This window comes from Funiculus sociatus GB2-C1 (genome assembly GCF_039962115.1).
Lineage (GTDB): Bacteria > Cyanobacteriota > Cyanobacteriia > Cyanobacteriales > FACHB-T130 > Funiculus > Funiculus sociatus.
Window position 1 is genome coordinate 20,988 of sequence record NZ_JAMPKJ010000039.1, and the last position, 15,119, is coordinate 36,106.

7 protein-coding genes are annotated in these 15,119 nt (G+C 44.0%); 2 read left to right on the forward strand and 5 right to left on the reverse strand.

Annotated features, from left to right (window positions below; translation table 11 throughout):
- Window positions 1-379: 379 nt before the first annotated feature.
- Complete coding sequence (locus tag NDI42_RS17880; RefSeq protein WP_199311392.1) at window positions 380-6,823, reverse strand: CHAT domain-containing protein; 6,444 nt, start codon at window positions 6,821-6,823, stop codon at window positions 380-382.
- Window positions 6,824-7,054: 231 nt separating this feature from the next.
- Here NDI42_RS17880 and NDI42_RS17885 point away from each other — a divergent pair, with 231 nt between their 5' ends.
- Entirely contained in the window at window positions 7,055-7,720 is a 666-nt protein-coding gene (locus NDI42_RS17885; protein ID WP_190459191.1) for a Uma2 family endonuclease, read from the forward strand.
- Between the two features lie 133 nt (window positions 7,721-7,853).
- Here NDI42_RS17885 and NDI42_RS17890 read toward each other — a convergent pair whose 3' ends face one another.
- The 3 genes from NDI42_RS17890 to NDI42_RS17900 form a co-directional block, all read right to left on the reverse strand.
- Complete coding sequence (locus NDI42_RS17890) at window positions 7,854-8,723, reverse strand: alpha/beta fold hydrolase (protein WP_190459194.1); 870 nt, start codon at window positions 8,721-8,723, stop codon at window positions 7,854-7,856.
- Between the two features lie 112 nt (window positions 8,724-8,835).
- Complete coding sequence (locus NDI42_RS17895) at window positions 8,836-9,465, reverse strand: cytochrome b N-terminal domain-containing protein (RefSeq protein ID WP_190425948.1); 630 nt, start codon at window positions 9,463-9,465, stop codon at window positions 8,836-8,838.
- Between the two features lie 140 nt (window positions 9,466-9,605).
- A complete protein-coding gene (locus tag NDI42_RS17900; RefSeq protein WP_190459196.1) occupies window positions 9,606-12,419 on the reverse strand; it encodes a sensor domain-containing phosphodiesterase in 2,814 nt (937 codons plus the stop codon).
- Between the two features lie 384 nt (window positions 12,420-12,803).
- Here NDI42_RS17900 and NDI42_RS17905 point away from each other — a divergent pair, with 384 nt between their 5' ends.
- Entirely contained in the window at window positions 12,804-13,220 is a 417-nt protein-coding gene (locus NDI42_RS17905) for a C6orf136 family protein (protein ID WP_190459197.1), read from the forward strand.
- An 83-nt stretch (window positions 13,221-13,303) separates the two neighbouring features.
- On the opposite strand, the gene NDI42_RS17910 is transcribed toward NDI42_RS17905, so the two are convergent.
- Window positions 13,304-14,626 carry a hypothetical protein gene (locus NDI42_RS17910; RefSeq protein WP_190459200.1) on the reverse strand — a complete coding sequence of 441 codons (1,323 nt, stop codon included), beginning with the start codon at window positions 14,624-14,626 and terminating at the stop codon, window positions 13,304-13,306.
- Window positions 14,627-15,119 lie beyond the last annotated feature (493 nt).

Here is a 15,119-nt window from a genome sequence, read left to right on the forward strand (position 1 = left end):
GGGGGAGTCGTTCCAGGCAATGATTCTTGCACTTGACACTGTTTACCCCGGTTCATCGCGGCACCCCTTTCCTTTGGCTTGTAGAGGCAGGATCTAATCTCGCGTCTCTACAAAGCTGTGAATACGCTTAGGACTGTTCTTAAAATACCCGAAACCGAAAATTTAGTGCTTAGTGGCAATACCTAACTTTGTAAGTGATATTTTTGCACTTGTGTCAAGTAAGTTTGTCTATAGGGATAAAAAAGGCGGACGAAAGCCTATAAAACATACAACAACACCATATGTAACTTTTCCTAAATTTTCTTACTGTTGCAGGCAAGATACCTGCGCTACTGATTTTTTCTTTTTTTGTATGAGAGCCTTTTACATGAGTGGCTTTTTACCACGGGTTGCCAATCATCGTGAAAGCTGCCCAGTAGTAAGGATGGGCCAGTTCTTTGTTTCCCAACTTAGCGAGTTCTGGCGACAGAGGTAGGTTCCCTGTGGGTAAGAATAGTTGACCTGCTTCCAGACGCACTTGCCCCTTAAGCATGGCCACTTGCGCCTGTCGCAATGCCTCAGCTTTGATAGGGGCTTTTTTCAATTGTGCATAGAAATCCGCCATCAATCCTTGGGTTCCCTCATCTGAGACAGACCATAAACTGGCGACAGCTGACTTTGCCCCTGCCAGCACAGCTAAGCCAGCAAACCCTAACTCTGCCTGTTCATCTCCGAGTGCCGTGCGACAGGCACTCAGTACCAACAATTCTACGGGTGGATCGTTCCAACCGAGTTGACGCAGCTGGTTTAGCCGCAGTTTGGTGTCCCATAACTGGATGTAAGAGTTTTCCACTGATCCAGACTTAAATTCTCCATGAGTTGCCAGGTGAACGATTCCATATGGCACTAGGCGACGCTGTGCTTTGAGATTATCCAGGGTAAATTTCTCATTTAGGAAAGATTTCCCCTTCCATAGTTTCTGGGTGATAATCGACAATTCTACAGGCACGCCTGGTAAAGGATTGAGTTCAGCAAATTTTGATGCGCCCATTGCTAGAACTTGGGTGTTTTTGATATTTACGTAGCGGGTATCAGTGAGACTGAGACTGGGCATGGTGCCGATGCTGTACTTTTCTATCAGGAATTTTTCACCATCATGGAGGGCAGGCATTGGTAAACTTCGCAAACCCGCATCCATCATAAATACTAGATTCTGCATCCCTCTAGCTTTTAATTCGGCTTCCAGGGGTGCCACCATCCACTGATAAAGTTGCTGGGATGGTGCCAGGTAGCCACGGGCATTTCTGACATTGGTTATTTCGCCACGAAATGTTTTAGCCACTTTCATGACTTGTTCGCGTGTTGCCCCTTCTACCCGTTTCCGAATTGCCGATCCCTTGGCAGTAACGACTACAAGTTCCAGTTGGTCGTTGTTTTGGGCGGGACGATTAGCTGGAGGGGTAGTAACCTGTTGCTGGGAAACCTGATTGAGTGCTAGTCCTTGGGCATTAAATTGCCATATAACATCGGATTCTGGCGATATTGGTAGCGAAATAGTCTTGTCTGCTGCTGCTTTTGGTGTCCCCGTGGCGGGAACAAAATTGATATAGATTAGGGCCGGTTTAATTCCAGTTGCTTTCTCAATTGAGAGAAGAATATCGCGAGCTTCGGTTAGAGTTTTTACAGGAGTATCGCCACTTTCACCAATATATTGCTCAAATGAGCGCGTGAATGACTCATCTAAGTCAACAAAGAGTGTGTCAAGTTCCGCTGGAGGAATGGTAGTAAATAGGGAAAGTTGTGGAGATTCGTTTTCCTCTGGCGGTGTTGCCTCATCAGGCACTGAATTTGGTGCTGTTGAGGGTTGTGGATCTGGCTGTAGTATAGGATTTGGGTCTGGTTGTGCTGGTTGTGGATTTGGCTGTGGATCTGGCTGTATAGGCGGTGGGGATGGTGGTAGTGAAGCGGTAATTATTTTTATCTCACTCGGTGCAGTGCCTTGGGAGTAGCTATCTAAGAAAGATTGAGTAGGGATAATGCTATTGTCGAAACCAGTTGTAATGAGGCCGCGAGTTCCATTAGTCCCAGCATCTCCCACAATAAAAGGAGTAATGTTGTTGCCTCCATGACGAATAGTAATGGCATTACCTCCAAGACCTCCGGCGTTAGAAATGCTTGCTTGTTGACCATTTGTGTCTGTGAAGGTGTCGGTGGCACGGAAAAATCTACCTGTGGTAATGTCAATAATGCCGCCTGTGCCTCTAGATCCGCCTTGGGCGTTAATGGAACTAACAGAGATGTCATTTTCAGGATCGAGGATGACATTACCACCATTTCCGGTGCTGGCACTGGAGTTGATTTCTCCTGCGGTGATGCGAGTGGTGGCAGAAATGGTGATGTCTCCGCCATTTGTGGTGCCTGTGGCGGTTAAATCTCGACTTTCTACGGCTGCTGTCTGACTGGTGAGGCTGATATTGCCGCCACTACCATTGATGGAATTAGATATGATATCGCCTGCTAGTATGTTGTCTTGGGCGGTGAATGCGATCGCGCCCCCATTCCCAGAACTATAACCATAACCATAGCCAGAACCAGAACTATAACTAGAGTTTATTCTGCCTGCGGTGGTATCAATCGTGCCGTTGCTGCTAGTTAGAGTAATATTTCCTGCCGGGTTAGTAATATTACCTGTGGTAATATTTTGATTTGCCAGCAGTGCGATCGCCCTGCCTGACCCTAGAATTTCAAAACCTGCGGTATCAATTGAGCCTGCTTGCAAGGTAACCTGAGACAAGAAGCTTGTGTCATCAGCAAGTGTTATTTTGCCGCTACTTGTTGCTCCTCCGATGGTAAGAGCATTCCTAAAGCTACTCAATGCCACAATATCGCCTGCTGTCACGCTCAAAGCATTGGAGTTATTGTATGCTCCGCCAATCTCAATGTTTCTGCTAGCAGTTGCTGGTTGTAGAGTTAAGTTACCCGTGCCGCTGATTGTTGGAAGTGGTCGGAAATTAATCTCATCTGCCGTCAGCGCTACATCTGAATTTAAGGTTATATTACTGTCGAAACTGATGGTGCTACCACTGGTTGTGGTAATGTTGCCGTTTAGGTTGGTGGCGAAGGCATCCACAATAGTGAAGTTGCCTATGGGGGTGGTATTGCCAATAGCACCACCGAATGTGATGGGAGAAGTGCCTGCCGACAAAGTTAAGCTTTGTCCGCCTGCACCAGTGCCATCCACTGTTCCAGTGATGCTGATGGGTGTAGATCCGTATCCCCTGGCACTGAGTGCGACGTTGTTACCAAGTAACACGTTGCCATCAATAGAGATGCTGCTATTTCCGTTGATGTTTGCGTTTAGGGTTGTAGTCGGTGCAATTAGATTGACAAAGCCGTTTGAGTTTGTAATTGTGCCATTGACTGCGATCGCGCCTTGTGTTTGAATCGTTCCGTCTGTGAAGAACGAGGTACCTGGTAGATCAATTGTGATAGTGCCGTTGCTATTGGTGCCTCCGATGACGAACTGTCTAGTAGCGGTGAATACGTTAAGATCGCTGGAGGTCAGGGTCAGAGAACCTGGTAAATTGTTGTATGCCCCACCAACCTGAATATTTCGGTTAGCTGTTGCGGGTGCGAGGATTAGCCTGCCTGTGCTGGCAGCGTTGATAATCCCGCCATAGTCAATCTCATCAGCTATCAGTGCTGTATCGTCCCCACTATTCAACGTCAGCCCACTGTTGAAATTAATAGTGCTGCCGGGGGCTGTTTTGACATTGCCATTAAGAGTGACATTATTACTATTGACAGTTAAGCTGCCTATCGGTGTGGTGTCGCCAACGGCGTTACCAAAAGTGATATAACCTTGGCCTGTCTCCAGTGTCAGACTTTGACCGCCTGCACCATTTCCATCCAGCGTCCCTGTGATGTTAATGTTACCGCCCGTATAACCATAACCAGTACCAGTTGTTGTCGTGGTAAATGTAGCGTTGTTATTGAGTACCACGTTGCCATTAATATTGATATCGCCCCCGTTACCAAAATCACCGCCAATAGCATTTAGCGCACCGTTAATAATAATTGCCGATGTACTTGTGGGGGCAATTGTAAGGTTAATATTTCCAGCATCCAAATTATCAGACTCGATGATAAGAGTGCCGACATTAATACTGTTAGTAGCATTGATGTCAATATCTGCGCGAAGAGTAGTAATGGTGCCAAGCTGACTATTGAAGTTAAAGCTACTGCTCTGGAAACTGCCCACTTGAGTGCTAATTCTCCCATTAATTGTGATGTTATTAGCTCGGCTTCCCGCACCACCTGCACCGCGAAGCACTACAGACAATCCCCGAGGATGGTTAGACCTAATTGAGCCATTCAGGATAATGTTATTGGCTGCTTCCAAAGTCAGAGTGGTTGCAGGGCCCCCGACAATTTCGGCTCCTGATGCTAGAGTAATGTCACCCGCTTGAGCGCCTGTATTTCCCGTCGTGATGGTGACATCAGTTCCGTAAGCAAAGGCCGAATTAATCGTCGCCACGTCAACGATTGCATCATCATTAGTTGGAGTGAAAATATCAGGACTTCCGCCACTAAACGCACCGCCAGTAGTAGGAGATGCCTGGATAATTACGTTACGCGGATCTAACAACCAGGTGCCGGGAAGACCTTTAGGAGCGCTAGCATCGGCGGGTTTAGTAACTTCCAGGTAATTTTTGCCGGAAGTTTCGATAAAGCCACCGTTACCGCCTTCTGAGCCACCACGAGCAGTAATATTGCCATGAGTACGGGTGGCTTCATCTGCCCAGACAATTACTCTACCGCCATTGCCATTAGTAATAGCATCAGCATTAATTTTTGCATCTTCGCCAACATAGGTATAAGCAGCATTGGGAACACCGCCTTTTCCCAAATAATCGCCGCCAATCAATACTCTACCGCCACCCGCATCGCCGGAGACGTTAACGTTGGCTCCGACTAAAGCAACTTTATTTCCTAGTACAGCTACTGCACCGCCTGTTGCTCCTGGTTGGGTGTTGGATGCGTCTAGTTTACCGGATGCGATCGCGTTTCCCGATTCTACTGGTACGCTAATCCCAGAACCAGTTATCTGAATGCGATCGCTATTGACAATTAATCCAGTAGCATTAATTACGTTTCCACCCGTCAGTAATTGCGGCAAAGATTGTGGAGACTGACCGGGGACATCTGACAGGCCAGAGGTTTGTCCTACCAACGGACTGACTTCTAAACTTAATACATTTCCCGCGTTAGAGATGCGAACTAAACTTTCACCCGGTACAGCGGCAATGGTAATATTTCCTCCTGGTGCCGTCAGAGTTCCTGTGTTTAAGACTGTCCCAGCCAATAGATTGAGATTATATCCAGTTCCTACAGCTAAGTTACCTGTGTTGACAATGCTCCCCGGCTGTTGTGTACTAAAGGTAAAGGTGTTGGGTATTCCTGTCAAGTTGGCGTAGTTATTCAACCCATAAGCATTAAACGAGTTATTATTACCAAAACCGATGCTTGTAGCGGTGGTGGCGGTAAAAGAAGCGGGAACATTTAAGCTGGCATTGTTGCCAAAAACGATGCCAGCGGGATTCATCAGAAATAAATTAGAGTTGCCGCCTGTAACTTGAAGCAAACCATTAATAATCGAGGGATTGCCACCATTGACGCGACCGAGGATGTTTTGAATTGATGGTTTAGATAAGAAATTAGCTATTTGGTTTGAGCCGAGTCCAAATTCGCTGAAACTGTGGAATAAATTTGCTTTGTCTCCTGAAAGTTTACCGCCGCTAATATCAATTTGATTGCCTGTGGTGGTGACGTTGGTGTTGGTGTCGTTTCCTGGGGTGATTTGTGCTTTGACGAAAGTTGGAAAAAGGCAAAAAGCGAGAGATAGAAGGGGTACTCCCACTTTTTTAGCTGTCACTCTGAAGGGTGCGGCTACACGAACAAAGGCTGCTTCCGCCGCCTGAATTAGTTTCAGCTTGCGGAGGCTGGCTTCGTTTGCGTAGCCGCAGGTTTCAACTTGTGGGGGTATTGGGAAAAAATCTATAAGTGACTTATTTTTGGGAATTAATTTAACTATTGATTGAAAGGGAAAATGGTTTAGAATTTGCAATTGTATCGCCAAGCGATCGCTCATTCCCCGGCGCTGAATCGCGTTAGCGATCGCTTGTGCTGAGTTTTTCGCCTGCTGCTTGGTATATCGCTGAGAATCGCTCCCTAGATGGCACCGATAGTAATACAGCGGCTTTTTGACGTGGCGCACTTCGGTAATTTCTGAGAGTTTCAGGCATAAATCGTAGTCTTCTACGTATGCCATTGACTCATCAAAACCTCCCACTTGCTCCAAGACATCCCGCCGCATCAGGCGGAAGTGAAAGGTCATAAAATCGAGCAATAGCCGCTCTTTGGAGTAAGGAATTTGGCACCGTTTCCCGTAGCTGAGAATCTTGCCGCGTTGGTTAATATCCAGGTAGTCTGTGTAGACTAAACCTACTTCTGGGTTTGCCTCTAGTACAGCTGCTGTTTCAAGGAGTGCTGTGGGTGCAAGCAAATCGTCGCTGTCTACAAACCCGATGTAGGTTCCCTTGGCGTGCGCGATCGCATTTTGCAATGACGGTATTCTGCCTTGATGTTTTGCCGCTATTACCCGCGCACGGCGATCGCGTTTAGCATACTCCTTGGCAATTTCCACAGATTTATCTGTAGAACCGTCATCCCAAACAATTAGCTCAAAGTCATGCCTAGTCTGCGTCAGAATACTCTCAATAGCCGCACCGAGATAGCGATCGCGGTTGTAGGTAGTAATAACTAGGGAAATCGGTACAGGCATGGACTACTCCGAAATTGTTAACTTTCGTTGCCGAAAGTTGTGCTACATATAATCAAACTATCTGCTCTAAGATACTCCTTTAAGTAGATGTCTAAGCAAAATTAAATAATATTTAGCAAATTCAAATTTGCTAAATCAGAAAATGCCAATTTGTATTTGACACTGCTAAAACGTGCGTCGTCTACTGTGCAAACAAGCTAATATAAAAACATATTTTAAAAGTAAATCTGTATGGTACAATTTGACCCAAAACTGGGTTTACCCTCAAGCGATGAATTACCTGATTCTGATGGTCTCCCTGTGGATAATGAACTACAAACTCTCGTCCCCAATTTCTTGAGTTTAATTCTAGGTTTTATCTGGGCTAATCGCTTTGATTGGTTTTTTGGTGTCAATATGGGCGTTTACCATACCACAGGTTTAAATCCTAGAGTTCCCATTGTTCCTGATGCTTTTCTCAGCTTAGGAGTCGAACGGGTCAAGGGGAATAATTTACGTAAAAGTTACGTAACGTGGGAAGAAAACGGGGTTGTCCCCAGATTTGTTCTGGAAGTCGTTTCTCAAACCACCGGAGGCGAGTACGACGATAAAATGACTATTTATGCTCGGTTAGGAGTGTTGTATTACGTTATTTATAACCCGGATTTTTGGCGACGCGATCGCCAGGAACCTTTTGAAGTTTATCGCTTAATTGATGGAGTTTATCAACGTCAAATTGGAGAGCCGTTTTGGATGCCAGAAATCGGTTTAGGAATTGGACGAGGTATCGGCTATCATCTAGGATTTCAAAGAGAGTGGTTGTACTGGTTTGATCAAAGGGGAAATCGGTTTCCTACTCCAGAGGAGTTGGTGGAGCGTTATCGCGATCGCTTTGGTGAATTGCCAGAGGAGGAATAGCTTTAAAACTAGATTCTTAACCACTAAGCCTCCACAGAAAAAGCCTGCCTATAGCAGGCTTTTGTGTAGCCGCACCCTTTAGGGTGACGGCTACTGTTAACCGAACTGTATTGGGAATGAGAGTTTATATTTGCTAATTTCTAGCTGTCAAAAACTCTCGCATATATTGAATTACCAACTCTGGCTGCTCTTGCTGCACCCAATGGCTAGAAGTTGGGATGTACTTGATAGTAAAGTCCTTAACGTACTCCTGAGTTCCATAGGTTAGTTCTTTACCCAGTGCTGTATCTTTCTCTCCCCAAATCATCAGCGTGGGAACTTGGAGAACGCTCCAATCTAAACTTAGAACTCTCTGCTGAGTTACATTACGGTAATAGTTCAGCGTTGCTGTTAATGCACCGCGTTTGGAGGCAGCATCTTTATAAGCCTCAATATCCTCATTAGTGAAAGCGTTTTTGTTAACTGCCATACCCTTGAGAGCAGTTTCAATTGCTTGGTAGTCTCCCGCTTGCAAGAGTAATTCTGGTAGTCCCGGTATTTGAAAGAAGAAGATGTAAGAGCTACGTAGCAACTGTTGAGGAGTGCGGAAACCTTCGGCAAACTTGGCAGGATGAGGTATATTTAGCACTATCAACTTATCTAACATTTCGGGGTATGCGTAGGCAAAATTCCAAGCGATCGCGCCTCCCCAATCATGTCCAACCAAAACGCATTTATCGTATCCTAACCCTTGAATTACCCCTTTCACATCTTCGATAAATTCAGCCATTACATAAGCTGATTGCTCTTTTGGTTTGTCGCTTTCATTGTAGCCGCGCAAGTCGAGAGCCACGACTTTAAAATCTTTGGCAAATTCGGGTATTAGATGCCGCCATGAGTACCAAAACTCAGGAAATCCGTGCAGCATCAGCATCAAAGGCCCTTCTCCCTGCGTGACATAGTGCAGCCTGATGCCGTTACTCGTGATGTATTCGTGCTTCCAAGAACCTTCTAGCACTGACATTGATATCACCTCATACGATTGTGGATTTCCTCTCGTTACCAGGCTCAACCTGGTAACGAGATTATTGAAACTCTGCCGCAATTTGATCCTGGTACAAACAGTAAGATATTCGTTACTCAGGCAAAGATAGCTGAGCATCTGATTCCATCAACGTCTGCTTCTCTTCTTTTTCCTGTAGCAGTAATCCTGCTAGATGAATAATGGCAAGAATCAGCGCTCCGATGGAGAGAACATAACTGTGCAAAGTGTAAAGGTGCGCGACTGTTACAGTGTTGATTGCGCCACCGCCTGTAAGAATTTGTCGCAGTACGGAACCGATGAGAGGAATGGTTTCTATTGTGCCTAACTCGATTTGGAAACGCCAGTATCCCAGCTGCGTCCAGTCGAGGAGCATAGCAGTCCATCCGAGAGCGATCGCAACTAAAGTCAATAAAATTCCGCTGATCCAAGCTGTTAGCCAACTAGGGCGAAATTTCTCTCCCAAAAACATCACAACAATTTCTATCAGAGAAACACCAATTAATCCATTACCAGCAATGTCATGGATACGCTGAACTAACCAGCCATTGGGAATTTCGGCTTTAATTGCGTTTAAGGAGTTATAGGCTCCACCCGCCGTAGGTTCGTAGTAGAAAGACAGAAGAATTCCGGTGATGGCTGCAATCAGGGTTAAAGACAGAATAACTACAGCCAAAATAGTAGCCAGTCTCTGAAGTACGAAAGGGTACTGTACATTTTTCATGGCTAATTCCAACCTTTGTCGGCTGAATATGTATTTATACTTATTTTATGTATTTTTCTTAAGTTAATGCCAATAAAATATTAAATTTCTCATTTCCCTAAATTGGAAATTCTCCCACTCTCCTACTCTCCTACCACCCATCACCACTGACACTCTCGCGCCATCAATACTTCTATCGCCTTAACATCCAGGGGCCGGGAGAAAAAATATCCCTGACCATACTCGCATTTGAGCGCTCTGAGCTGGGCAAGTTGCTCAGATGTTTCCACCCCTTCTGCAATCACATCTAGACCCAAGTTATGCGCCAGCGTCACAATGGTGGGGACAATTTCCGAATTTTCACTATCGCCGCTCATCCTACTGACAAAGGAACGGTCAATTTTTAAAGTATCAATTGGAAATCGGTGCAGATAACTTAAAGATGAATAACCCGTGCCAAAGTCATCAATATATAACTGTACCCCTAATTTTTTCAGCTGCAAGAGCGTGGAAATTGCAGATTCAGCATTTTCCATCACGGCGCTTTCAGTGATTTCCAACCTCAAACTTCCAGCATCTAAACCAGTGTCTTGTAAAATCTGATGGACTGCTAGAGCTAGATTGGGTTGCGTAAACTGTTTGCTAGAAAGATTCACGCTAATAGTTAAGGGTGAGTTGCCCAAGAATTTTCCTTGCCATTGGCGCATCTGACGGCAAGCTTCCTGTAATACCCACCAACCGATAGGAACAATTAGCCCTGTTTCCTCCGCCACCGGAATAAATTCCCCTGGAGAAACCAAACCCCGCTCTGGATGCTGCCAGCGCACTAGCGCCTCAAACCCGGTAATTTGACCTGTGGAGAGCGAAACAATTGGCTGATAGTGAAGCCGAAACTCTTGGCGATTAACAGCCTGTCTCAGGTCAGTTTCTAAGTGCAAAAGTGCCACGGCGCGGGTGTGCATCGCTATGTTAAAAACTTCATGACGCTCTCTACCCAATGCCTTAGCGCGATACATGGCAATATCAGCATCGCGTAACAGGTGTTCTGGCTCTTCGTAATCTGTTGTACCCAAAGCGATACCAATACTGGCGCTGGTAAACACTCTCTGCCCGTCCAGATTGAAAGGTAAAGCCAGTTTATTTTGAATTTGGTTGGCAACGCGGGTGGCATCGCTGATATTTGTAATATCGTCTAGGAGAATTGCGAACTCGTCACCCCCCAAACGAGCAACTGTATCTACATGGCGCACACACGTTTCCAGCTTACGAGCGATTTCTACTAACAGTTGATCTCCGCTCATGTGTCCCAGGCTGTCGTTGACGACTTTAAAGCGATCTAGATCCAAAAAAAGAACGGCAAACAAGTAATCGTTACGCCGTTTTTTCAACTCATTCGCGTGTTTTAGTCGATCCATGAACAAAGCACGGTTTGGTAAGCCTGTCAGCTTATCGTAAAAGGCATCGTGTATTAATTGCTCTTCTGCAAGTTTGCGATCGGTAATATCTGTAGAAACACCAAGAATTTGTCTAGTTTTTCCATCAGGCGATACAAGCAATTTCTTGATTGTTTGAAACCAATGTACTTTACCTGTGGAATCTGTAATGATTTCTTCTGGAATAGTTTTTTCGTAAGATGCTCCTATCACCTCTCTGTCATCGCAAAGAAACTGATCTATTTGCGCTGAATTTGAATTGAAATCTGCATCGGTTTTGCCAAGCAGATTTTCGACTGTTGTGCCATAAATATTTGCTAGTGCTTTGTTAGCTAGGATAAATTTTCCATCGCAGTCTTTGACAAAAATTAGATTTGAAGTTCCGTCAATTACATAGCGAAGAAACTCTTGTTGTACTCTCAATGCTTCCTCAGCTCGATTGCGCTCAGTGATATCTCTAATAACGCTGATGACGCACAATTCATTATCAAAGTCAATAATTTCTGCTGATACCAGCCCTACACGCACTTCGCCTGACTTAATAATAAAGTTAAATTCCTGGTTGCGAACTGTCCCTTGATGCTGTAAAGTCTGCATCACCTGAGTACGATCCTCTGCATTTGCCCAAAGGTTTAGCTCAAATGAAGTAATACCGATAATTTCTTCGCGGCTATAGCCAGTGTGGTGTAGAAAACCATCATTGACTTCAATAATGCGTCCTTCTGCTAGGGTGGTGATAGCGATCGCATCGGGACTGGAACGAAAGGCTTTAAAAAACCTTTCTTCTGACATCCGCCGCGCCTGTTGTGCCAGTTCGCGCTCTTTAATCTCAGCTTGCAATTTTTGATTCGCTTTTTCCAGCTCGGCGGTTCGTTCCTGAACCCGGATTTCTAGCTCATCGTGGGCTTTACGAAGCGCTGCTTCTGTGTGCTGGCGTTCTAGTGTCGCTTCTAGCAGGTTTGCATAATTACGTCGCAGTTCGAGTTGCGCGACTACTTGACGACTAAGCGCTAAGAGAGCCTCTTGTTGCTCCAAACTCAGTTGACGCGGTACAAAGTCAATTACACAAAGCGTTCCCAGTGCATAACCTGCGGGCGTTATTAAAGGCGCACCCGCATAAAATCGGATATTCGGGTCGGACGCCACTAAAGGGTTAGTTGCAAACCGATTGTCGGTTGAAGCGTCTGGGACGACAAACAAATCGGATTGCATGATGGCATGGGCGCAAAACGCAATATCTCGCGGTGTTTCTGATACCTCCACGCCTACTTTTGACTTGAACCATTGACGATTCGCATCAACTAGGCTCACCAGCGCAACCGGAGTTTCGCAGATATGTGCGGCCAAATAGGTCAGTTCGTCGAAAGCCCCTTCTGGACGAGTATCAAGAACTTCATACTGGCAGAGAGCTTGAAGCCTTGCAGGTTCATTGCTAGGTATTGGTGCTTTCACTCTTGATGTTTCTCCAGATTGGATGTTGGTGACATCTTCTTTAGCACTAGCTTTCGCTTCAAATATCCCTATCTGGCTCAGATTTGCCATATATATTTAGTTTGTCCTTTGCCAGGTTAGCTACATTTAGTCCTGCGGTATTTAGTTTTACCTCAAATCAGATAGCACCTCTAGGGATCTAAATCACATAAATCCCGTACCTTTATCACAAAATTCCTTAAGCAAGCCCTGAAACAAGATGTTCGTAGGTCGCAGGGCTTGTATGTTATCTTACTATCAAGTTTTTGTAACTTTTACTTTATCAAGCTTTAATAATTATCACAGATAAAGTTTAAAATTAATGTTGATGCTCTTTACTTTTGGGATGAGTTCATCCAGAGGCAGGTGCGTTAGGGTGGCACCCGTATACCCTCCAGATAGAATGAACAAGCGCTACGCACCAAAATAAAATAGCTCGGAGGATGATATTAACGCATGGAATATCAATTGCAAGTCAATCGGGCGATGGAAACCTTAAAGAAAGATTTACCGACGCTTTTTGAAAAAGATATATCGTACGAAATTTATGCAAAAGATATTTACTTTCAAGATCCTGTAAACAAATTCAAAGGAAAATCTAACTATCACATTATCTTTTGGACTTTGCGATTTCACGCCATGCTATTTTTTACCCAAATTTATTTTGATTTGCATGATGTATCTCAAACAGATCAGGATACGATTTTGGCAAATTGGACTGTTCGAGGCGTGTTGCGAGTTCCCTGGAAAGCTCGCATATTCTTTAATGGCTATTCTACTTATACGCTTAATAAAGATGGTTTAATATACAATCACATCGATACTTGGGATCGTAAACCAAGCGAAATTCTGAAGCAGTTCATCAGCAAATAAGCAAAAAGGCAAAAAATAAATTTAGTTGCGTATTTGCCTCTACGTGCTTATAATCGCTTTTCAATTTTTGATTCTTGCCTTTTTTAGCGTTCACATTTGTGAGAAAAAACACGATAAGCATTTTCGTCTACATTACAAGGCTCGGTTAAATCATCGTCTTCCATATTCACCAAATTGTATTGAACATTTTCCGTATGAATTGCTAATGTAACTTTTGACACTTCCAAAAAATTTATTACCCAAAAACATTCTTCTTGCGGATAACATTCATAATACTGAATAATTTTCGCAAGACAAACTTCTAAATGAGTACGGCTATAGGGAGAAATTAGAATTATTTTGAGGAGAAGCATTGCTAAGGTTACGGATTTTCCTTGAGAAGCTAAGGAAATAAACAGCGAAGAAGGTTCCCCGTTTCTCTTAACCGTTAAACATTCAATAACTCGATTAGAAGTTTTGAGTAGCAGAGAGCTATCTAACTCTTTTTCTGAGTATTCTTCATAGAAAGATTCTAGGGCTTTACTTACTTTTGTTTGTAGAGTCTCTACTAAACCTTGGTTATCTGTAGAATAAAATAAATATTTAAGTAGGCTTTGCTTAAAATACTTGTACTTAAGCTGTTGAGTTTGTTTGAGAAAAATATTAGCTAGACTTGCATGGTTGAACCAGCCGCGTTTTGCCAAAACTTTCTTCACTAAGCGCAGTGCGTCATCACCAAGAGCCGTAGGGTTTTGGGTTCTTGTATCATTAACTGTAACAGGCTGAGAACGAGCTGTATACATCGCCAGTTCAAATTTGAATTGTTCTTTTAGCTGCTTTGCTAGTCCTTTAGCTGCTTGACGCTGTTCTAGGGTGTTTTTAGAATTTACATACTCAGGTGCTAGTAAATAAGAAGCATAACGGTATTTCCAATGGTCTTTCTGTACAACTTCATATTTAAAAACAAATAACTTGAGTTCTTGGTAATCTGGGCTATTGACAAAATTTAACAGCCACGCATTGAGGGTTCTTCGAGTTGGGGACGAGAAGCTATTGCTAGGCGATAAATTAGAAAACAGTTGAACTAAATCTTGTGCTGATTTGGATTGCCTAGCGGCAATCCAATTATTAATTAAAATATAACAACAACGTTTTAAAGTATTTCTAAATTCTTTTTCAGCATTAACAAATATTATTTTTTGTAGGGCTTGTCTAGGCTCAGAAGCAACAGCCTTAGCCGGATCAACAAATAACTGGTTGAACTCATATAAAACTAAGTCTGGCGACCATTTTTTAACAATGCTGAGAAAAAAACGGCAGATAATTTCTTGCTCAGGAAGAATATTTTTGCCCGACTTGTTTGATTTAGGCAATGGCTTAGGCTGATAAGAATTTGGTAAAACATCCCGGATTTTCGGAGTCGTCATAACTCTTGAGTGCTTGGTTGTGAGTTGAGGTAAAACGCTCTGGGATTGCATGGTGCTGTCGAAGATTCTTTATTCTAAATGTAGACTGTTTCTCAACAAGACTTTGTGATGGAAAACAGCGATAGCGTATGACAGCCACCTCATGAATGGGTGAGGAGGGATACTATAGCAATGTGACGCCAGTCACGCAAGCGATCGCCTTTAAGGCTTGTGGGAATTTTCTCCGTTGGGGGATTTTTTTTTGTACAGCTGTAGCGGAAAATGAAATCGCAAACCTCTACTGTAGAGAAGAGGTTTGGGACGCACCAGTAGTAAGCTGTATCTAGCTGAAGCCGAGGTGTAGAGATCGCTTCCTAGCGAATTGCTGATTAACTACACGCCGTTTAGAGGTAATTCCGGCTTCTCGTAGCGCAGCACACCTACTTAATATACACCTCACATTAGAATAACAAGTATTAACTATATTCGCAAGAAGAGATAAAAATATCTCTTT

Bases quoted from the DNA above. Each gene is read 5' to 3' on its own strand.
- NDI42_RS17880 (WP_199311392.1), bottom strand. From the start codon at position 6,823: ATGCCTGTACCGATTTCCCTAGTTATTACTACCTACAACCGCGATCGC.
- NDI42_RS17885 (WP_190459191.1), top strand. From the start codon at position 7,055: ATGGTACAATTTGACCCAAAACTGGGTTTACCCTCAAGCGATGAATTA.
- NDI42_RS17890 (WP_190459194.1), bottom strand. From the start codon at position 8,723: ATGTCAGTGCTAGAAGGTTCTTGGAAGCACGAATACATCACGAGTAAC.
- NDI42_RS17895 (WP_190425948.1), bottom strand. From the start codon at position 9,465: ATGAAAAATGTACAGTACCCTTTCGTACTTCAGAGACTGGCTACTATT.
- NDI42_RS17900 (WP_190459196.1), bottom strand. From the start codon at position 12,419: ATGGCAAATCTGAGCCAGATAGGGATATTTGAAGCGAAAGCTAGTGCT.
- NDI42_RS17905 (WP_190459197.1), top strand. From the start codon at position 12,804: ATGGAATATCAATTGCAAGTCAATCGGGCGATGGAAACCTTAAAGAAA.
- NDI42_RS17910 (WP_190459200.1), bottom strand. From the start codon at position 14,626: ATGACGACTCCGAAAATCCGGGATGTTTTACCAAATTCTTATCAGCCT.